Below are 20,160 nucleotides of genomic sequence, written 5' to 3' on the forward strand. Positions count from 1 at the left end.
TGGGTCAGTCCCCTCTTCTTCCTGCTCGCAAGGCAGCAATGATTTCCGCGACACGTCGCCGGGCCGCATCTATGCCATGGCCGGTATCGACAATGAAGTTCGCCCTCTTACGCTTTTCCGCGTCCGGAACCTGGCGTGAAAGGATCATGGCGAATTTCTCCTGGGTCATGCCCGCCCGCTCCAGGACCCGCTTCTTCTGGACCTCAGCATCTGCGCTCACGACGACAACCACGTCCACCCGCTTCTCGCCACCAGTCTCGAAGAGCAGCGGAATATCGAGCACGACCATATCGTCTCCCGCCTTCTGACGGCTTTCGAGGAATGCGCGCTCACGAGCACGCACGAGCGGATGGACAATCGCCTCAAGTTCTTTGAATTTAGCCGGATTCTTCGCCAGATTCTCGGCCAAGACGACCCGGTTGACCATTCCATCGGTAACCGCATCGGGGAAGGCCGCGCGGATCGGTTCGACGGCTTCGCCGCGATAGAGCTGATGGACTACCTGATCGGCATCGTTGACTGCGATGCCCGCCTCGGCGAAGAGCCCGGCAGTGGTCGACTTACCCATGCCGATCGATCCTGTCAGGCCGATCACGATCATCAATGTTTCTCCATGTCGGCAATGATCAGGGCGCGGAGTTCCGCATCGACGACCGGCTTTTTGCCGAACCACTTTTCAAACCCCGGTGCCGCCTGATGAAGGAGCATGCCGAGACCATCGACGATCGGAACACCTGCCCTTTCAGCCTGAAGCAGAAAGGGTGTCTTCAGCGGCACATAGACAATGTCGGTGGCCACGGCCCCATCGGCGAGAGCAGCGAACGGCAATTCGGGCGCCGGCTCACCGTCCATTCCGAGCGAGGTCGTGTTGACGAAGAAGTTCGCCCCGGTCATCAGTTCGCCGCAAGCGGCAAACGGATGGGCCCGGACTTTAGCGCCGAAGCGATCGGCCAGTTCCCTTGCCCGTTCGATCGACCGGTTGACCACATGGATCTCGGCAAAGCCGCGTTCCCGGAGCGCCTGTATCACTGCGCGGCTGGCGCCTCCGGCACCGAGGACGACGGCACTGCCCCCTCTATCCCAACCCGGATGACGATCGTCGAGATTCGCCAAGAAGCCAACACCGTCGGTGTTCGTCGCGATCAGGCGCCCGCCTTCGAGCCATAAAGTGTTGGCCGCCCCAAGCTCCTGCGTAAGCGCGTCGGTCTGGTCAGCGAGACCATAGGCCGCCTCCTTGTGGGGGATCGTGACATTGCCACCGCAGAAGCCGGATGTCCCGTCCTTGAGGCTCCCGACGAAGGCGGCAAAGCCATCCGGCGCTACCTCGATGCGTTCATAGCTGCCGGCGATGCCGAGCTTGTTGAGCCAATGGGTGTGGATCAGCGGAGAGCGCGAATGCTTGATAGGGTAGCCGACAACGAAAGCCCGATGGTTAATTGTTTCACGTGAATCAGACATTCAGCACCCCTAATGAACGAAGCTCCGACAGGAGCGGCAATAGAGGTAGGCCCAGGATGGTAAAGTAGTCACCAACAATATCGTCGAAGAGCTGGATGCCGATACCCTCCAGCTGATAACAGCCGACGCTTCGCATCACCGCATCACCACATCGATCAAGATAATCCTCCAGGAATGCATCAGAGAAATCGCGCATCCTGAGATCGGCAACCGACAAATCCCGCCAGATCTCCTTTCCGTCGCTCACCAGCACCACGGCACTGTTCAACCTGTGGGTCCTGCCTCGCAGCGTGGCTAGATTGGCCCGCGCTTCCTCGCGGTCTACGGGCTTGTGATAGACACGCTCGCCCAACGACATCGTCTGATCGCAGCCGACAACCAGGGAACCCACATTACGAGTGCTCACATCCAGTGCTTTGCGAAGAGCAAGTTCCAGCGCGAGTTCACCCGGACATAGCGCCTTGTGCGCGATGTCTTGCTCTACCGCTCGTTCATCGATCTGCGCCGCTTCGGCCTGGAAAGAGAGCCCGGCATTCTCCATCAACATCCGGCGTGACGAACTTGCAGACGCAAGCACGAGTGTCTGTGGCATGCCAATCGCCTCCTCTGGTCTTTCCGATGCGGGATTCGGCTTATCGCAGCTTTACCCGCAGGGCAACGATCGCGGCGGCCGTCTCTTCAATGGAGCGGCGTGTCACGTCTATGAGCGGCCAGTTGTTCCGCGCACAAAGCGAGCGTGCATATTTCAGTTCCTCGGCAATCGTCGCCCGATCGGTGTAATCGCTCCGGTCGTAACCGGGCGTAGCCCCCAGTTCGCGATTTTCGCGAACCTGTGAGATGCGATCCGATGTCGCGATCAATCCGACGATCAAAGGCTTCTTCGCCTTCAACAGATTGTCCGGCAGAGGGACACCGACTACGATTGGAATATTGGCCGTCTTTATGCCGCGGTTGGCAAGGTAGATGCTGGTCGGTGTCTTCGACGTCCGGCTGATCCCGATAATGACAACGTCGGCTTCATCATAACCGTCAGGCGCCTGCCCGTCGTCATGATCCATCGTGAAATTCAGTGCCTCGATGCGCGCAAAATATTCGGCGTTCAAGACATGCTGCGCACCAACCCTGCCCCGCGAAGGGGTCCCGAGATAAGACTGGAATTTCTCGATGACCGGCGCAAGGACATTGACGCTTGGAAGCCCCATCTCGCGGCATGTCGTTTCCAGCAGGTTCGCAAGATCGGGATCCACGATGGTGTAAAGCACGATGCCGGGTTCATCGTCGATCGCCTGCAGCACAGGCAACAACTGTTTCTTCGAGCGGATCAGTGGATACACGTGCTCGATCGCATTGGAGAACTTGAACTGCGCTGCAGCCGCCCGACCCGTGGAGATGAGAGTCTCGCCCGTCGAGTCAGAAATGAGATGGAGATGGAAGAAGTTTTTGCGGTTCTCCACGTTCTTCTCAGCCACCTGTTGATAATCCTGGACAAGGAGAGGTAGCGGTCCGACCGAGCCGGAGGCAAGAGGAAAAGTGTCGACTTATCCACATCGGCGGGTCGGCGGGGCAGTTTTCTGGCAGGCTGTGGATTGTGGTAAGAAGCCGCAGTAGCCGTAAAAAATTCACAGCTTTTCCACAGAACGATTCCAATCGGCACCACTAAACAAGGTGCTGAATCTTCAGCGGAAATAGCAATTGTTCACGGACTTTTCCAGAAACATGAGAGACAACTGGTCTAACGGCGTCAATGCTCACCTTCTGGGGGTGGATCTGTGGAGCCGGTTTAAAGCTTGATACTCACAGACTCTTAGAAATAGAAGAAGATTCAATATCTCTTTTCTTTTTTGAAAGGGCTTAGGCCTTGAGCGCTACCGAACGGAAAATCCTCGACGTCCTGAACGGCAAGACCGTGACACCACCGCCGATCTGGCTGATGAGACAGGCAGGGCGCTATCTTCCGGAATATCGTGAGACACGTGCCAAGGCCGGCAGCTTTCTCGATCTCTGTTATACGCCTGACTTCGCCGTCGAGGTGACGCTGCAGCCGATCCGTCGTTATGCCTTCGATGCCGCCATTTTGTTCTCGGATATCCTGGTCATCCCGGATGCCTTGAAGCGCAATGTGAGGTTCAGCGAGGGTCACGGCCCGCAGATGGACCCGATCGATGAGATTGGTATCCGCCAGCTGGTCGCCGGCGATTTCATGAAGCATCTGGACCCGGTGATCGAAACCGTGCGGCGTCTTCGGAAGGAGCTCCCTGCTGAGACGACGCTTCTCGGTTTCTGCGGCGCGCCATGGACGGTTGCGACCTACATGATCGCCGGCCATGGAACGCCGGATCAGGCCCCTGCCCGTCTGTTCGCCTACCGGCATCCTGAAGTGTTCGAATATCTCCTGAACTTCCTTGCGGACATGTCGGCGACCTACCTGGTGGCGCAGATCGATGCCGGCGCCGATGCCGTGCAGATCTTCGATTCCTGGGCCGGCGTGCTCGGTGAGGAAGAATTTGATCGCTACTGCGCCAAGCCTGTGGCTCGGATCATTGCCAGCGTGCGGGCGCAGCGGCCGGATGCGAAGGTCATCGCCTTTGCCAAGGGTGCGGGATTGCTGTTGCGCGACTATCGCCAGAAGACAAAGGCGGATGCGATCGGCCTCGACTGGACGGTACCCTTAGACTTTGCAGCCGAATTGCAGAAGGAAGGCCCTGTTCAGGGAAATCTCGATCCGATGCGGGTCGTTGCAGGCGGAACGGCGCTCGAGGAAGGCATAGACCGGATTCTGGACAAGCTCGGCAATGGTCCGCTCATCTTCAATCTCGGCCACGGCATCACGCCGCAGGCCGATCCAGAACACGTGACGGCGCTGATCAACCGTGTTCGTGGCAAGAGGGCCTAAGCGTGACTACCGAGCGGCAGACCAGTGCGAAGGCGGGGCGAAAGGCGGCGTTCAGGGCTGCCACCGCGCTGCTTTTTTTTGGTGCTATTGCGGTCGCGGTGGCCGTCTTCGGTGCAGATGCGGCCTATCCCTGGATCAAAGCACTGCATGTCGTTGCCGTGATCTCCTGGATGGCCGGCATGCTCTACATGCCACGGCTGTTCATCTATCACAGCGACAGTAAGCCGGATTCGGACCAGGCCCGCACATTCTCGATCATGGAAGAGCGGCTGCTCAAAGTCATCATGAACCCGGCCATGATCATTTCGTGGGTTCTGGGTCTCTATATCGCCTGGACCGTTTTCGGCTTTCAGGGGGGCTGGCTTCATACGAAACTTGCCGCGGTGTTCGCCCTTTCCGGTGTTCACGGCTACTTCGCCAAGGCGGTGAAGTCCTTCGGCAACGGAAACTACGTGAGGACACCGCGTTTCTGGCGCCTGATGAACGAGTTGCCGACGCTTTTGATGATCATCATCGTCGTGCTTGTGGTTGTCAAACCGTTCTGAACCAATCCGGTGACCGGTCGATATTTTCGATAAATTCTGCTTTTCGCTTGCGAGGCACAGGCGGACTCGCTATTTTCGCGCCATCTCATCTTATCGGCTTGCGTAGCATTCAGTCATTTGCGGCCTTCGCGGATCGTACCGAATTCACCCGGCTCGCCTTCCCCTTAAAAAATAGAACGTGGTCCTTCTTCATGGCTGAAATGAAGCTACAAGAACTCAAAAGCAAATCGCCGACTGATCTCCTGACGTTTGCCGAATCGCTGGAAGTTGAAAATGCCAGCACGATGCGCAAGCAGGAGCTGATGTTTGCGATCCTCAAGATGCTTGCCAGCCAGGATGTGGAAATCATCGGCGAAGGCGTCGTTGAAGTTCTGCAGGATGGCTTCGGATTCTTGCGTTCGGCTAATGCAAATTACCTGCCCGGTCCGGATGATATCTATATCTCCCCCTCGCAGATCCGCCGCTTCTCCCTGAAGACGGGCGATACGGTCGAGGGCCCGATCCGCGGCCCGAAGGAAGGCGAGCGCTATTTCGCACTTCTGAAGGTCAATACGATCAATTTCGAGGATCCGGAAAAGATCCGTCACAAGGTCCATTTCGACAACCTGACGCCGCTCTATCCGAACGAGCGCTTCAAGATGGAACTCGATGTTCCGACGTCCAAAGACCTGTCGGCGCGTGTGATCGACCTGGTCGCTCCGCTCGGCAAGGGTCAGCGCGGGTTGATTGTGGCGCCGCCGCGTACTGGTAAGACGGTGCTGCTGCAGAACATCGCGCACTCGATCACCGCCAACCATCCGGAATGCTACCTGATCGTTCTGCTGATTGACGAGCGTCCCGAAGAAGTCACCGACATGCAGCGTTCGGTGCGCGGTGAAGTCGTGTCCTCCACCTTTGACGAACCGGCCGTCCGTCACGTGCAGGTCGCGGAAATGGTCATCGAGAAGGCAAAGCGTCTTGTCGAACACGGGCGCGACGTTGTCATCCTGCTCGATTCGATCACGCGTCTCGGTCGGGCCTACAACACGGTTGTCCCCTCTTCCGGCAAGGTTCTGACCGGTGGTGTCGACGCAAACGCACTGCAGCGCCCGAAGCGCTTCTTCGGTGCCGCCCGTAACATCGAAGAAGGCGGTTCGCTGACCATCATTGCGACCGCGCTCATCGATACCGGCAGCCGCATGGACGAAGTCATCTTCGAAGAATTCAAGGGTACCGGTAACTCCGAAATCGTTCTCGATCGTAAGGTCGCGGACAAGCGCATCTTCCCGGCGATGGACATTCTCAAATCCGGTACGCGTAAGGAAGATCTGCTGGTTCCGCGCCAGGACCTCCAGAAGATCTTTGTCCTGCGGCGCATTCTGGCGCCCATGGGTACCACCGATGCGATCGAGTTCCTGATCGACAAGCTCAAGCAGACGAAGAACAACGGTGATTTCTTCGACTCGATGAACACCTGAATTCAGAGAGGCAATTCAGGTTTGGTGACGAATGAGCGAGCGGCGGGGCAACCTGCCGCTCGATTCGGTTCCGGTATGTTCTGTGCTACTGAATAGGCCAATAGCCATGCACCTTCCCCGAACGGAAACAATTTTCGCACTGTCATCCGGTGCGCCGCCATCGGGCGTCGCGCTGGTTCGCGTCAGCGGGCCTGCCTGCGAGGCCATTTGCATCGCGATGGCTGGTTCTGTGCCGGAGCAGCGGCGGGCAGCGCTGCGAACGATTCGTACCCGAAATGGCTTGCTACTGGATCAGGGACTTGTTGTCTGGTTTCCCGGTCCCAATTCCTTTACCGGTGAAGATTGCTTGGAATTTCAAATACATGGCGGACGCGCTCTGGTGCGGGCCATTTTGGAAGAACTGTCTGGCTTTCCAGATTGCCGGCTCGCGGAGGCCGGTGAATTCTCTCGTCGCGCCTTTGAGCACGGAAAATTGGATCTGGTCGAGATTGAAGGCCTTTCGGACCTTCTAGCAGCCGACACCGAGATGCAGCGGCGTCTGGCGATCGAACAGAGTTCTGGTCATCTGTCTGCCGTCTATGAAGGTTGGCGGGAGAAGCTGGTCTTCGCCCGTGCAATGATCGAGGCAGAACTCGATTTCTCCGATGAAGGCGATATCCCTGGATCCGTGTCGGAGCGGGTCTGGGGGGACATGTCGATGTTGCTCGAGGAACTGGAGCGCGTCCTGGCTGGTCTGAGGACGGGCGAGATCATCCGAGACGGGTACAAGGTTGTTATTGCCGGCAGGCCGAATGCCGGCAAGTCGAGCTTGATGAACCGGTTGGCGGGACGCGACGTGGCGATCGTTACCGAATATGCTGGCACAACACGTGACGTCCTGCATTGCGAGCTCGATATTGGTGGTTTCGCTGTCCACTTTTACGATACCGCCGGTTTGCGGGATACCGATGAACCTGTTGAGCGGTTGGGTATCTCGCGTGCGCTGGAGAAGCTCGAGGAAGCGGATCTGGTGCTGTTGCTTTTAGACGTTTTGGACCGCGAGGAATTTTCTGTCTCTGTTTCGGATAGCCAGGCGCTCTTGGTGGTGCGGACGAAGGCAGACCTGCTTACCGATTCGGATCCGAAACCAGAGTGTGACGTTCTGTTGTCCAGTGAGACGGGGACAGGATTCGATGTACTGAGGCAGCGTATTCAACACGCTGTGGAGGAAAAGGTCGGCGCGTTTTCTCTTGCGATTCCCAGCCGGTTGAGGCATGGACAGCGGCTTCGGGAAGCCATGGATGAAATACGATATGCGATTTCCGGCCAGGATCTTGGTCTGGAAATCCGGGCGGAGCACCTGAGGCGTGCTTCCGACTGTCTCGGCAGGATTACGGGGCGTATCGATGTAGAGATGTTGCTCGGAAAGATCTTTTCGGAGTTCTGCGTCGGCAAGTGATTCACGTGAAACACTGATTCCTGCGTTTGCAACGCGGGACAGGGAGGACAAAGACATGACCGACGATAACTTTGATGTCCTCATCATCGGCGGTGGCCATGCTGGTGCTGAGGCGGCCAGCGCAGCTGCACGTGTCGGCGCGCGCACAGCACTCGTGACACACCGTGCGGACACTATCGGGGCCATGTCGTGCAATCCCGCCATAGGCGGCCTCGGAAAGGGCCATCTTGTCCGCGAAATCGACGCGCTCGATGGCATCATGGGTCGTTGCGCGGACTTCGGCGGCATTCAGTTTCGCATGCTGAACAGAAAGAAGGGGCCGGCGGTCTGGGGGCCGCGGACCCAGGCAGATCGCAAGCTCTATCGCAACGCCGTTCAGTTGGCCCTTGCGGAGACAGAGGGTTTGATGATCGTTGAAGGGGATGTGGTTTCCTTCACTCGTGACGAGGATGGGATTGGCTCTGTTCAGCTTTCTAGTGGAAGGGAGATTCGCTGCCGGGCGATCGTGATTACTAGCGGCACGTTCCTGCGGGGCCTGATCCACATCGGAGACGTCAAGATTCCGGCAGGGCGCGTTGGTGAGGCACCTTCTTTGGGCCTGAGCGAGGTGTTGCTTTCGGCGGGGTTAAAGCTTGGTCGGCTGAAGACGGGGACGCCCGCGCGCTTGGATGGTAGGACCATCGATTGGGCGTCGCTGGACCGGCAGGAAGCCGATTCGGATCCGATACCATTCTCGTTTTTGACCGAAGAAATTACGAACCCACAGATCTCCTGTGGTATTACGCGCACGACTGCTGCAACGCATGACATCATTCGCAGTAACATTCATCGTTCGGCGATGTATTCGGGTCAAATCGAAGGCGTCGGGCCGCGGTATTGTCCATCCATCGAAGATAAAATTATGCGGTTCGGTGATCGTGACGGACACCAAATCTTTCTTGAACCGGAGGGGTTGGACGACGATACTGTCTATCCCAACGGAATTTCTACGTCGTTGCCGGAAGATGTTCAGGATGCCTATATCCGAACGATCCCTGGACTGGAGAAGGTTCAAATTCTTCAGCCCGGATATGCCATTGAATATGACTATGTCGACCCGCGTGAACTGAGTCCGACACTGGAGGTCAAAAAGATCGCCGGTCTTTTCCTGGCAGGCCAGATCAATGGAACGACCGGTTATGAGGAGGCCGGTGCGCAAGGTCTTGTTGCCGGACTGAATGCTGCGCGCCTCGCTTGCGGGCAAGATGGCTACGTTTTCAGTCGCACCCAGTCTTATATCGGTGTGATGATTGACGATCTGACGTCGAATGGCGTGACCGAACCCTATCGGATGTTTACATCTCGTGCGGAGTATCGTTTGACGCTTCGTTCTGACAATGCCGATATGCGCCTTACGCCGGTCGGCCTTGAACTTGGCTGCGTCGGTCCGGAGCGCAGGAAGCGGTTCGAGGCATACCGCGAGGCGCGCGTTGTTACGATGGAGACTCTTGAGGGTCTGGTCGTGACGCCGAACGAAGCGGCCGCCAAGGGGATCGTGGTCAACCAGGACGGGCGTCGCCGCTCAGGTCGGGAGCTGCTTTCCTATCCCGACATTCAATGGAGTGACCTCTGCGTTTTGTGGCCCGAGCTCTCCACCGTTTCGGCTCGCGTGTCAGAAGCGGTGTCGATTGACGCTCTGTATTCTGCGTATATGGATCGTCAATCAGCAGATATCGCCGACGTTCAACGAGAGGAAGACCGCGTCATTCCGGAACTGTTTGACTATGAGTCGCTGTCCGGTCTGTCAAACGAGCTCAAACTGAAGTTGAGCGCTGCTCGGCCACGAAACATTGCACAGGCCAAGAAGGTCAACGGCATGACACCAGCAGCGGTCTCGCTGCTGATCGGTTTTTTGCGAAAATACGAGCCTTTGAGGAAGACGGGTTAAGCATGTCGGTCAAACAGATTTCCGATCTCATCGGGCTGAACGTTTCACGTGAAACGTTTGAAAGGCTTGAACGCTTTGCGAGTCTCTTTCAAAAGTGGGCTGCGACGATCAATCTGGTCGCCCCTTCGACCGTGGGAAACATGTGGTTGCGGCACATCGCGGATAGCGCCCAGATCTACAAGATCGCTCCGGGACCGAAACGGTGGATTGACCTTGGAAGTGGCGGAGGATTTCCGGGCGTCATTACTGCTATCCTGCAAACCGAGAGTGGCAATGGATGGGTTGATCTTGTCGAAAGCAACCACAAAAAGGCCAGTTTCCTGCGGACAGCGTTGACGGAGACGGGCGCTCGCGGTTCCGTGCACGCCATCCGAATTGAAGATGCGGCGAAAAAGCTGCTTGAATGTGACGCGATCTCGGCTCGGGCGCTGGCTGATCTGGATCAGTTGCTGGCTTTTGCCGAGCCATGGGCTTTGCGCAACCCGGCACTGCGTTGCTATTTTCACAAAGGCCGGGATTATCAGGCCGAAATCGACAAAGCGCGTGGCCGCTGGGTCTTCGATCTGTTAATACACAGAAGCGCGATCGAGCCGGATTCCGTAATCCTTGAGCTGGCTGGCGTCACGCGCAGGGTTCAAACAGTGTCAGGTGTGGAATGACCGTCGAAAAGAACCGCATCATCACGATTGCAAACCAGAAAGGTGGCGTCGGCAAGACGACGACCGCTATCAACCTCGCGACGGCACTTGCCGCCATTGGTGAGCGTGTGCTGATCGTCGATCTCGACCCCCAGGGCAACGCCAGCACCGGTCTCGGCATTGATCGTCGGGATCGTAAGCTCTCTTCCTATGACGTACTGGTTGGTACGCACACCGTTGCGGATGCGGCGCTGGATACCGCGGTGCCCAATCTTGCGATCGTTCCGTCGACTCTTGACCTGCTAGGTTTTGAAATGGAGATCGCGCAGCAGGCAGATCGCGTTTTCCGCCTCAAGAAGGCTCTGAATGCGGACGATGCCCTGCAGTACAGTTACGTCCTGCTCGATTGCCCGCCCTCCTTCAACCTGCTGACCATGAATGCCATGGCTGCAGCGCATTCGGTGCTTGTGCCCCTGCAGTGCGAGTTCTTTGCCCTCGAAGGGCTCAGCCAGCTGCTCGAGACGATCAATCAGGTACGTCATACCGTCAACCCAACCCTCGACATTCAGGGCATTGTCCTGACGATGTTCGATGCGCGCAACAATCTTGCCCAACAGGTGGTCAGCGATGTGCGCATGCATTTGGGTGAAAAGGTCTATACGACACTTATTCCGCGCAATGTTCGCGTTTCCGAGGCGCCGTCCTACGGCAAGCCAGCGATCCTCTATGACCTGAAATGCGCCGGAAGCCAGGCCTATCTGCAGTTGGCGTCCGAGGTCATCCAGCGGGAAAGACAACGCAAGGCGGCTTGAGCCTTGCGGTCCAGCAACGAGGTATAGTGTATGAGTGACGACATTTCCAAGCGCCGCCTGGGTCGCGGCCTGGCGGCCCTGATCGGTGAAATGGATCAGCCGGTTCCGGTCGGTGAAACGCGCCCCAGCGTGAACCCCGACCGCACCGTGCCGATCGAATTCGTCTCTCGCAATCCGAAGAACCCGCGCCGCTATTTCGACGAGGCCGAGCTGCAGGATCTGGCCGGTTCAATCCGTCAGCACGGTATCGTCCAGCCGGTTGTGGTTCGCACCCGCGAGAAAGACAGGTTTGAAATCATAGCCGGCGAAAGACGTTGGCGCGCCGCGCAACTGGCTGGATTGGTCGAGATTCCGGTGATCGTTCGTGACGTCGACGACCGCACCGCCCTCGAGCTTGCGATCGTCGAGAACGTCCAGCGTGCGGATCTCAATCCGCTTGAAGAAGCACTCGGCTATGAACAGCTGATTGCCGAACACGGCTATACGCAGAACGACCTTGGCGAGATCATTGGCAAGAGCCGCAGTCATGTGGCGAACAGTCTCCGTCTCTTGAAGCTGCCTGATCCGGTCCGCGACATGCTCGCCGATGGAAGCCTGTCGGCTGGCCATGCCCGTGCGCTCGTTTCCACGCCCGACCCGGTTACGCTGGCGAAGACTATTGCATCCAAGGGCCTTTCGGTGCGTGATGCCGAAAAGCTCGCCCAGACCCATATCAAGGCGCAGAATGCGCCGCCGGCCGAGCCGCGCGAACCGAGGGATTCGGATACCATTGCGCTTGAGCGCAGCCTGACGGATCGCCTTGGCCTTGCGGTCGCCATCAATCACAAGGGCAATGGCGGTCAGATCAAGATCGCCTACAAGACGCTCGATCAGCTCGAAGAGATCTGCCGTCTGCTTGAAGGGCGCGCGTGAGCCTCGCTCAGGCGCGGCGATTGCGCCGCGCCGACTGCAGTGTGGTTGCGAGCAAGGTCTGGAGTGCCAGATTGTCCTCCAGGGCCTGCTTCTGGCGGGTCTGAAGGATCGCGGACTGGATCCGGCTCGCCTCTCTGCTCAAATCTCTGGCGTTCCAATTGCGCAACGTGCGCTCGATGATCGGCTTGCGCCGGAAATGGATGCCACGTCCCAGTGATTGCATGACCTGGCTCGCCTGGCTCTGGCGTTCTTCCATCTCGTTGCGCATCTGTTCGAGTTGCTGGAATTGCCGCATGCAGGACTGCAGGACAAGGAAGACTGGTGTCTTCGACGTGACGATCTTCTGGATCGCATGGAGGAAAGCATCTGGCTCGCCGCTCAGCACGGCATCCACGACCTCGTCGGTGGAGATCGCGCTCGCATCGCCGATGATCTCGATGACATGCTGTTCATCGATCATTGGCTCGTGCAGGCAATAGAGCAGAAGCTTGCGGATTTCGTTGCGCGACGCAATCCGGTCGCCACCGAGCGATTCCTGCAGCGCTTCCCGAGCCGCGGGGGTGATCCGCTGGCTCGCAGCCGCAAGTTCAGCGTCGATCAGGGCATTGATCGCACGGGCATCGTCCTGATAGCAAGGAATCGTGGCAATTGCGCGGGATGCCTCGGCCACCTTACGAAGCGCCGATCCCTTCTTGAGGTCTCCGGCTTCGATAATGACGTGACTGGTCTCAGGCGGCGTCTCCGACAGAAACTGGAGCGCATCGACCAGCCCCTTCTCGTTTGCCGCACCCCGGATCCAGATCAGCTTCTCTCCGCCGAACAGACCAAACGAGTTCACCTCGTCCATCAGTCGACCCGGGTCAGACTGGATATCGCCGATGTCGAGACGAATCAGGGCAAAGCTGTCGGTGAGATCCACGCCGGTTGATTCGGCGATCTGTGCTGCCCGTTCAGCGACCAACCCTCTGTCCGGGCCAAAGATCACGAAGATGCGATAGAATCGCACCGACTTCTGCAGGAAGCTTTCGAATTCGTGAGACTTGATCTCCGCCATGGCTCCGGCCGCCTCAGCGTCCGAGAACCATGGAAAGATCGGCGCGGATCAACTCGGCAAGCTCGCGCGCACCGCGGTTTTCGGCGTCCCGAATGGCACGAAGCTTGGCGAATTCCTGGAAGGGGAAGTCGACAAGGGCAACCGTCTTGCGCGTTCCGACCTTCAAGACGGTGCCGTCCGAAACCCGCTCCAGGATGTAGTTGCCGATGACAAGCACGCGACCGGTCTGCGCGACGGTCGATTGGGAATCGAGTACCTCGCCGGCACTGGAGCTGACCTTGAGCTTGACACGATACTGCGGCGACGCCGGCTCGCCTGAGCCGCCGCCAGTCATGAAGATGAGCTGGTTACGCACTTCCAGTTCCACGCGCGATGTCGCGTCGGAATACGCAATCGCGCCCAGGTTTGCCTGGGTCGCAGCCGTTTCATTGTAGAGCGGCCTTACCTGGCAAGATGCCACAAGCGCCGTGAATGTGAGGCAAAGCGCCAGGCTCAACCGGCGAGCCGGCACGCGGACGGGGTCAAACGACAATGTTCACAATCCTCAACGGAACGACGATGATCTTCTTCGGAGCCTGCCCGTTCAGGGCCGACTTCACGGTATCGAGCGCGAGAACCGCGTCCTTTACCGCATCTTGGTCCGCGTCGCGGCTGATTGTCAATTCAGCGCGTTTCTTGCCGTTGATCTGGACGGGAAGCACGACTTCGTCGAGCTGTACCAGGCTGGGCTCGAATTCGGGCCAGGCCGCGGTTGCCACCATGCCTTCACGGCCGATCACCTGCCAGCACTCCTCCGCCAGGTGGGGTGTCATCGGGCTGATCAGCTGAATGAGGATCTCGGTGGCGTTCTTGACCGCAGCCGTGAAGACCGTGTCGGACTTGCCGGCCGCGACCTCAGTCAAGGGGCCGGCCAGGGCGTTGACCAGCTCATAGATGCGCGCCACGGCCTTGTTGAAGGCCAGTTTGTCATAATCGCCCTGGACCGCGGCCAGCGTACGATGAGCAATCTGCGAAACGGCAAGTGCTGCACCATCCTTAGCCGGATTCGCCTCAACGGATTTCATGGCTTCGGCCGCCTCGGCGATCAGGCGCCAGACACGCTGGACGAAGCGGTGCGATCCTTCCACACCGGCTTCGGACCAGATGACGTCGCGATCCGGGGGCGAGTCGGACAAGACGAAGAAGCGTGCCGTGTCGGCGCCGTAGGAGGCGATGATATCGTCCGGATCGACGACGTTCTTCTTCGACTTCGACATCTTCTCGATCGAGCCGATGCTGACTTCTTCGCCGCTTGAGAGCAGGAAGGCCTTGCGGGCGCCGTCGACTTCTTCGATGCGGATGTCGGCCGGGGCGACCCATTGGCCGTGCGCACCGGTGCCCAGCTTATAGGTCTCGTGCACGACCATGCCCTGGGTGAAGAGGCCCTTGAAGGGCTCGCTCAGGTTCACATGGCCAGTTTCGCGCATCGCGCGGGTGAAGAAGCGCGAATACAGCAGATGCAGGATCGCGTGCTCGATGCCGCCGATATACTGATCGACCGGCAGCCAATGGTCGGCGATCGCCGGAATCGTCGGAAGATCCTCGCGCGGTGCGGTGAAGCGGGCAAAGTACCAGCTCGAATCGACGAAGGTGTCCATCGTGTCGGTTTCGCGTCGTGCATCCTTGCCGCATTGCGGGCAAGCGACATGGCGCCACGTGGCATGGCGGTCGAGCGGGTTGCCGGGCACGTCGAAGGTCACGTCGTCCGGCAGCTTCACCGGCAGGTCCTTCTTCGGCACGGGCACCACCCCGCAGGCCTCGCAGTGGATCACGGGGATCGGGCAGCCCCAATAGCGCTGGCGCGAGATGCCCCAGTCGCGCAGGCGGAAATTCACCTTGCGCTCACCTTGCGGCGCGTTGCCGAGCAGCGTTGCAGAGAGCTTGTCGGCGACCGTTGCGAATGCCTGCTCGGTGTCGAGACCGTCGAGGAAACGAGAATTGATCATCACGCCGTCGCCGTCATAGGCGGTGTCGCCAACCACAAACGTCGTCGCATCGCCATCCTTCGGCATGACGACCGGCACGACAGGCAGATCGTACTTGCGGGCGAAATCGAGGTCGCGCTGGTCGCCGGACGGGCAACCGAAGATCGCGCCGGTGCCGTAGTCCATCAGGACGAAGTTGGCGACGTAGACCGGCAGTTCCCAGGAGGCGTCGAAGGGGTGACGTACCTTGACGCCGGTATCGATGCCCTTCTTTTCTGCGGTCTCGAGCGCTGCGAGCGAGGTGCCGGCGCGCCGGCATTCGTCGCAGAAGGCGGCAACGTCGGCGTTCTTTTCGGAAACGGCCTTGGCCAGCGGATGATCGGCAGCGATTGCCAGGAAGGAGGCGCCGAACAGCGTGTCCGGGCGTGTCGTGTAGACGGTAACCTCGCTGTGGCCTGCGGGAGCGGAACCAGCGATCTCCCAACGCAGGGTCAAGCCCTCCGAGCGGCCGATCCAGTTCTTCTGCATGAGCCGGACCTTCTCCGGCCACTGGTCGAGCGTGTCGAGCGCATCGAGCAAGTCCTGGCTGAAATCCGTGATCTTGAAGAACCATTGGACGAGGTCACGCTGTTCGACCAGGGCGCCGGAGCGCCAGCCGCGTCCGTCGATCACCTGCTCGTTGGCGAGCACGGTGTGATCGACCGGATCCCAGTTCACCTTCGACTGCTTGCGATAGACGAGGCCCTTTTCCAACATGTCGAGGAACAGATACTGCTGGCGATGATAATATTCGACATCGCAGGTCGCGAATTCGCGCGACCAGTCGAGCGACAGGCCCATGGACTTCAGCTGGCCACGCATGGTTGCGATGTTCTGGTAGGTCCATTCCTTGGGGTGAACCTTGTTCTGCATGGCTGCGTTTTCAGCGGGCATGCCGAAAGCGTCCCAGCCCATCGGGTGAAGAACGTTGAAGCCGCGGGCGCGCTTGTAGCGCGCGACGACGTCGCCCATCGCGTAGTTCCGGACATGGCCCATGTGGATGCGTCCCGACGGATAGGGGAACATCTCGAGGACGTAGTACTTCTCGCGCTTGTCGTTGTTGTCGGTGACGAAGACGCCTGCGTCAGACCATTTCGCCTGCCAGCGTGGTTCGGCGTCGCGCGGATTGTAACGTTCGGTGGCCATATTCTGCATTTCCGGAATAGCAAGGAAGGATGGGCGTGACCTTCACCACGAAACCGGCCAAGCGTCAAGTTTTTGAGGCCATTGCGGCCATTTGCGCGTGGCTGCTAGAAGCTATCTGCAATGCGTCGATTTTGGAGTCTCCGCAGCGGTGTCGCGGGATAGTCTGACGCTTGAAAGATAAGACAAGGAACGGGTGCAGACATGAGCGTTGAGGAAAGATTGGCCGATATTCAGGCGCGGATAAAGAAGGCGGCGGTCGAGGCGAATCGTAAGCCGGATTCCGTGCAGCTCGTTGCCGTTTCCAAGACCTTCGACGCCGACGATGTTCGCCCGGTCATCGCTACCGGACAGCGTGTCTTCGGCGAAAACAGGGTCCAGGAAGCGCAGGGAAAATGGCCGGCGCTCAAGGCCGAGACCGATGGGCTGGAACTCCACCTGATCGGGCCGCTGCAATCGAACAAGGCTGCCGATGCGGTCGCGCTCTTCGACGTGATCGAGACTGTCGATCGCGAGAAAATCGCCCGTGCGCTTGCGGAGGAAGGGAAGCGCCAAGGCCGGGCGCCGCGCTTCTACGTTCAGGTGAACACCGGGCTCGAGCCCCAGAAGGCGGGTATCGCTCCGGATGATGTCGACGCCTTTGTGCGCCTGTGCCGGGACGAGATCGGCTTGCCGGTGGAAGGGCTTATGTGTATTCCGCCGGCAGACGAAAACCCTGGTCCACACTTCGCATTGCTGGCCAGGATCGCGGCACGGAACGGCCTCGAAAAGCTGTCCATGGGCATGTCGGGCGATTTTGAAACAGCCATTGCGTTCGGGGCGACGAGCGTGCGCGTCGGTTCCGCCATCTTCGGTTCACGTTGATACAACGTTTGCGTCTTACGTATCTCTCGATGTAATCATCGTGGGTATACCGCTTTGGTCTGGCTTTCCAGATCAAGGCCTGCTCCCTACTATTGCGACAAAATTTCAAAAGTCTCGCGTCGCATCGGGAGGAATTCATGCAAGGCAAGTATTTGGAAACCTATCAGTCGTGGATGGGTAACCCTGAGGCATTCTGGAAGACCCAGGCAGATCGGCTCGACTGGTTCAAGCCTGCCGAAAAGGTCTTTGATCCCGAGGCGGGCGTTTATGGCCGCTGGTTTACCGGAGCAGAAACCAATACCTGCCACAACTGCCTGGATCGCCACGTCGCGGCAGGTCGCGGCGAGCAGAAGGCGGTCATCTACGACAGCCCGATGACCGGTGCGAAGAAGAGCTACACCTTCTACGAGGTTCTTGCGGAAGTAACGGCGATTGCTGCGGTTCTCAAGAACCACGGAATCGGCAAGGGCGATCGGGTGATCATCTACATGCCGATGATCCCGGAAGCGGTGTTCTCCATGCTCGCCTGCGCCCGTATAGGCGCGGTGCATTCGGTCGTCTTCGGCGGCTTCGCCGCGCATGAGCTTGCGACCCGCATCGACGACTGCAACGCCAAGGCCGTGATCAGTGCGAGCTGTGGTCTCGAACCTGGACGCATCGTTCCCTACAAGCCACTGCTCGACCACGCGGTGGACATGGCAAAGGTGAAGCCGGAATACTGCTTCGTCCTTCAGCGCGACGAACTGCATGCGCCGCTGCGATACGAACACGGCGACGTCGACTTGGCCCAAGCGGTCGAGGTCGAACGCGTCAACGGAACTGCGGTAGCCTGTGAACCGGTCGCGGCGACCGACCCACTCTACGTGCTCTACACGTCGGGCACGACCGGTCAGCCGAAGGGCGTCGTTCGCGACAACGGCGGCCATATGGTGGCGCTCGCCTGGACCATGGAAAACATCTACGGCGTGAAGCCCGGCGAAGTCTTCTGGGCAGCCTCCGACATCGGCTGGGTCGTCGGGCACTCCTACATCGTCTATGGTCCCCTGCTCGCCGGCAACACGACGATCATCTTCGAGGGCAAGCCGGTCGGGACGCCGGATGCCGGAACCTTCTGGCGGGTGGTTGCCGATCACGACGTCAAAGCGCTCTTCACCGCGCCGACGGCTTTCCGTGCGATTCGCCGTGATGATCCGGATGGCGATTTTGTTCGCAAATATGATATCTCCGGCTTGCGCGCGCTCTTCCTCGCCGGCGAACGCGCCGATCCCGAGACGATCAAGTGGGCCGAGAAGATGCTCAAGGTTCCGGTCATCGACCATTGGTGGCAGACCGAAACCGGCTGGCCGATCGCAGCCAATCCGGCAGGCCTCGGCCTTCTTCCGGTCAAGTATGGCTCCCCGGCTGTGCCGATGCCCGGCTATGCGGTCGACGTGCTCGACGACGCCGGTCATCCGGTGCCGCGTGGGACACTCGGCAACATCGTCGTCAAGCTTCCGCTGCCGCCTGGGTGTCTCGTGACCTTCTGGAATGCCGACGAGCGCTTCCGCTCGTCCTGCCTCGAGGAGTTTCCCGGTTACTACAAGACGGCCGATGCCGGTATCGTTGACGAGGACGGGTATGTCTTCGTCATGGCGCGTACCGACGACATCATCAACTGCGCTGGACATCGTCTGTCGACCGGCGCGATGGAAGAAGTCTGCGCTATGCATCCGGATGTGGCCGAATGCGCGGTCATCGGCATCGCCGACGAGCTCAAGGGCCAGATCCCCTGCGGTTTCCTTGTGCTGAAGCACAACGTCAACCGGGACTTCTCCGCCATCCAGCGCGAAGTGGTTCAGCTGGTGCGCGACGAAATCGGTCCGGTCGCGGCGTTCAAGACGGTGATGAAGGTCGAGCGCCTTCCAAAGACCCGCTCCGGCAAGATCCTACGCGGCACCATGCAGAAGATCGCCGACGGCATGCCATGGAAGATGCCGGCGACAATCGATGATCCGGCAATCCTTGATGAGATCACCGACGTTCTCAAGAAGCACGGTCACGGCTGAGGACAATCAAGAATCCGGGAAACCGTGCGGCGAAGCGGGACGCTACTTCGCCGCATGGTTTCTCGCTGTGACCAAAGATTTCCGTGTGTCAGCCCCTCGCCCTATGTAGAGCGCCGTAACTGCGGTCTCGCCTATTGATCACGATGCCGAACCCCGTCACGAAAAACCCCGGAGGGCAGGCCCTCCGGGGTTCAAATGCGTGACTGATAACCGAAGCAGGATCAGTAGCGATCGTCGTCTTCGTCCTGGTTGCGGTCGGACTTGAGCGACTGCAGCTTGGAGAAGACGGCGTTGACGTCGATTTCCTTCTCTTCCTCGCGTTCATAGCTGAAGCCGAGGTTCTCAGTTTCGTTTGCAGACTGCAGGGTCGCGCCGAGTTCGGCTGCGGTCGGCAGCGGTCGACCCTTCGAGGCCTTCTCGACTTCCATGTCCAGATCGATCTGGCTGCAGAGGCCGAGCGTGACTGGATCCATTGGCGTCAGGTTGGTCGAGTTCCAGTGCGTGCGATCGCGGATCTGCTCGATCGTCGACTTGGTCGTGCCGACGAGACGCGAGATCTGGGCGTCCTTCAGTTCCGGATGGTTGCGCACCAGCCAGAGAATGGCGTTCGGGCGATCCTGGCGCTTGGAAACTGGCGTGTAGCGCGGGCCGCGGCGCTTGCTGTCGGGAACGCGAACCTTCGGCTCGGAGAGCTTGAGCTTGTGGTTCGGATCCTTCTCGGCGCGGGCGATCTCGTCGCGCGAAAGCTGGCCGGTGGCGATCGGATCGAGACCCTTGATGCCCTGAGCCGCTTCGCCGTCCGCGATCGCCTTCACCTCGAGCGGGTGGAGCTTGCAGAACTGCGCGATCTGGTCGAATGACAGCGCGGTATTGTCGACAAGCCATACGGCCGTCGCCTTTGGCATGAGCAATGTCTGGGCCATGGAAACAATCCTTCTCTGCGTCCGCGCCGTGGGTCGCGGGCCGTGGTT

18 protein-coding genes are annotated in these 20,160 nt (G+C 59.2%); 10 read left to right on the forward strand and 8 right to left on the reverse strand.

The window, feature by feature from the left end; all coding sequences use genetic code 11:
- Positions 1-4: 4 nt before the first annotated feature.
- The 4 genes from coaE to HHL25_RS15370 are packed head-to-tail and all read right to left on the reverse strand — an operon-like array spanning position 5 to position 2,912.
- Positions 5-601: a dephospho-CoA kinase gene (gene coaE, locus HHL25_RS15355; protein ID WP_169593126.1), complete on the reverse strand. Its 597-nt coding sequence runs from the start codon at positions 599-601 to the stop codon at positions 5-7.
- Positions 601-1,458, reverse strand: a complete 858-nt coding sequence (locus HHL25_RS15360) for a shikimate dehydrogenase (protein ID WP_169593129.1) — start codon at positions 1,456-1,458, stop codon at positions 601-603. The genes coaE and HHL25_RS15360 overlap by 1 nt, the downstream gene beginning before the upstream one ends.
- Entirely contained in the window at positions 1,451-2,050 is a 600-nt protein-coding gene (locus HHL25_RS15365) for a Maf-like protein (protein ID WP_169593131.1), read from the reverse strand. The genes HHL25_RS15360 and HHL25_RS15365 overlap by 8 nt, the downstream gene beginning before the upstream one ends.
- Positions 2,051-2,090: 40 nt before the next feature.
- Positions 2,091-2,912 carry a pyruvate, water dikinase regulatory protein gene (locus tag HHL25_RS15370; protein WP_169594005.1) on the reverse strand — a complete coding sequence of 274 codons (822 nt, stop codon included), beginning with the start codon at positions 2,910-2,912 and terminating at the stop codon, positions 2,091-2,093.
- 404 nt (positions 2,913-3,316) lie between these two features.
- Here HHL25_RS15370 and hemE point away from each other — a divergent pair, with 404 nt between their 5' ends.
- From hemE to HHL25_RS15410, 8 genes are all read left to right on the forward strand, one after another.
- Entirely contained in the window at positions 3,317-4,351 is a 1,035-nt protein-coding gene (gene hemE / locus HHL25_RS15375; protein ID WP_169593134.1) for a uroporphyrinogen decarboxylase, read from the forward strand.
- A gap of 2 nt (positions 4,352-4,353) precedes the next feature.
- Positions 4,354-4,896, forward strand: a complete 543-nt coding sequence (gene hemJ, locus HHL25_RS15380) for a protoporphyrinogen oxidase HemJ (protein WP_169593136.1) — start codon at positions 4,354-4,356, stop codon at positions 4,894-4,896.
- Between the two features lie 191 nt (positions 4,897-5,087).
- The gene (rho, locus tag HHL25_RS15385) at positions 5,088-6,353 is read left to right on the forward strand and encodes a transcription termination factor Rho (RefSeq protein WP_185808999.1); all 1,266 of its coding nucleotides are present in this window, start codon (positions 5,088-5,090) and stop codon (positions 6,351-6,353) included.
- 106 nt (positions 6,354-6,459) lie between these two features.
- Positions 6,460-7,791 (forward strand): tRNA uridine-5-carboxymethylaminomethyl(34) synthesis GTPase MnmE, encoded by a 1,332-nt coding sequence (gene mnmE, locus HHL25_RS15390; RefSeq protein WP_169593139.1) that lies wholly within the window; start codon positions 6,460-6,462, stop codon positions 7,789-7,791.
- A gap of 55 nt (positions 7,792-7,846) precedes the next feature.
- Positions 7,847-9,718, forward strand: a complete 1,872-nt coding sequence (gene mnmG / locus HHL25_RS15395; protein ID WP_169593141.1) for a tRNA uridine-5-carboxymethylaminomethyl(34) synthesis enzyme MnmG — start codon at positions 7,847-7,849, stop codon at positions 9,716-9,718.
- Positions 9,719-9,720: 2 nt separating this feature from the next.
- Positions 9,721-10,377: a 16S rRNA (guanine(527)-N(7))-methyltransferase RsmG gene (gene rsmG, locus HHL25_RS15400; RefSeq protein ID WP_169593143.1), complete on the forward strand. Its 657-nt coding sequence runs from the start codon at positions 9,721-9,723 to the stop codon at positions 10,375-10,377.
- The gene (locus tag HHL25_RS15405) at positions 10,374-11,168 is read left to right on the forward strand and encodes a ParA family protein (protein WP_169593146.1); all 795 of its coding nucleotides are present in this window, start codon (positions 10,374-10,376) and stop codon (positions 11,166-11,168) included. Before rsmG ends, HHL25_RS15405 begins: the two co-directional genes overlap by 4 nt.
- A 30-nt stretch (positions 11,169-11,198) precedes the next feature.
- On the forward strand, positions 11,199-12,080 hold the full coding sequence (locus HHL25_RS15410; RefSeq protein WP_169593150.1) for a ParB/RepB/Spo0J family partition protein: 882 nt from the start codon (positions 11,199-11,201) through the stop codon (positions 12,078-12,080).
- 7 nt (positions 12,081-12,087) lie between these two features.
- Here the strand turns inward: HHL25_RS15410 and holA are convergent, their stop codons facing one another.
- From holA to leuS, 3 genes are read right to left on the reverse strand one after another with little or no spacing between them, the layout of a single operon-like run.
- Positions 12,088-13,134 (reverse strand): DNA polymerase III subunit delta, encoded by a 1,047-nt coding sequence (holA, locus tag HHL25_RS15415; RefSeq protein ID WP_169593153.1) that lies wholly within the window; start codon positions 13,132-13,134, stop codon positions 12,088-12,090.
- A gap of 13 nt (positions 13,135-13,147) precedes the next feature.
- The gene (locus HHL25_RS15420) at positions 13,148-13,666 is read right to left on the reverse strand and encodes a hypothetical protein (RefSeq protein WP_246701844.1); all 519 of its coding nucleotides are present in this window, start codon (positions 13,664-13,666) and stop codon (positions 13,148-13,150) included.
- Complete coding sequence (gene leuS / locus HHL25_RS15425; RefSeq protein ID WP_169593155.1) at positions 13,656-16,283, reverse strand: leucine--tRNA ligase; 2,628 nt, start codon at positions 16,281-16,283, stop codon at positions 13,656-13,658. The genes HHL25_RS15420 and leuS overlap by 11 nt, the downstream gene beginning before the upstream one ends.
- Before the next feature lie 201 nt (positions 16,284-16,484).
- On the opposite strand from leuS, the gene HHL25_RS15430 reads away from it, so the two are divergent.
- Positions 16,485-17,144: a YggS family pyridoxal phosphate-dependent enzyme gene (locus tag HHL25_RS15430; protein ID WP_169593157.1), complete on the forward strand. Its 660-nt coding sequence runs from the start codon at positions 16,485-16,487 to the stop codon at positions 17,142-17,144.
- 137 nt (positions 17,145-17,281) lie between these two features.
- Positions 17,282-19,189: a propionyl-CoA synthetase gene (locus HHL25_RS15435; protein ID WP_169593159.1), complete on the forward strand. Its 1,908-nt coding sequence runs from the start codon at positions 17,282-17,284 to the stop codon at positions 19,187-19,189.
- 221 nt (positions 19,190-19,410) lie between these two features.
- On the opposite strand, the gene HHL25_RS15440 is transcribed toward HHL25_RS15435, so the two are convergent.
- Positions 19,411-20,112, reverse strand: a complete 702-nt coding sequence (locus HHL25_RS15440) for a DUF1013 domain-containing protein (protein WP_169593161.1) — start codon at positions 20,110-20,112, stop codon at positions 19,411-19,413.
- Positions 20,113-20,160: the final 48 nt, after the last annotated feature.

Origin of the sequence: Rhizobium terricola, assembly GCF_012927355.1 — a bacterium.
Taxonomy (GTDB): domain Bacteria; phylum Pseudomonadota; class Alphaproteobacteria; order Rhizobiales; family Rhizobiaceae; genus Allorhizobium; species Allorhizobium terricola.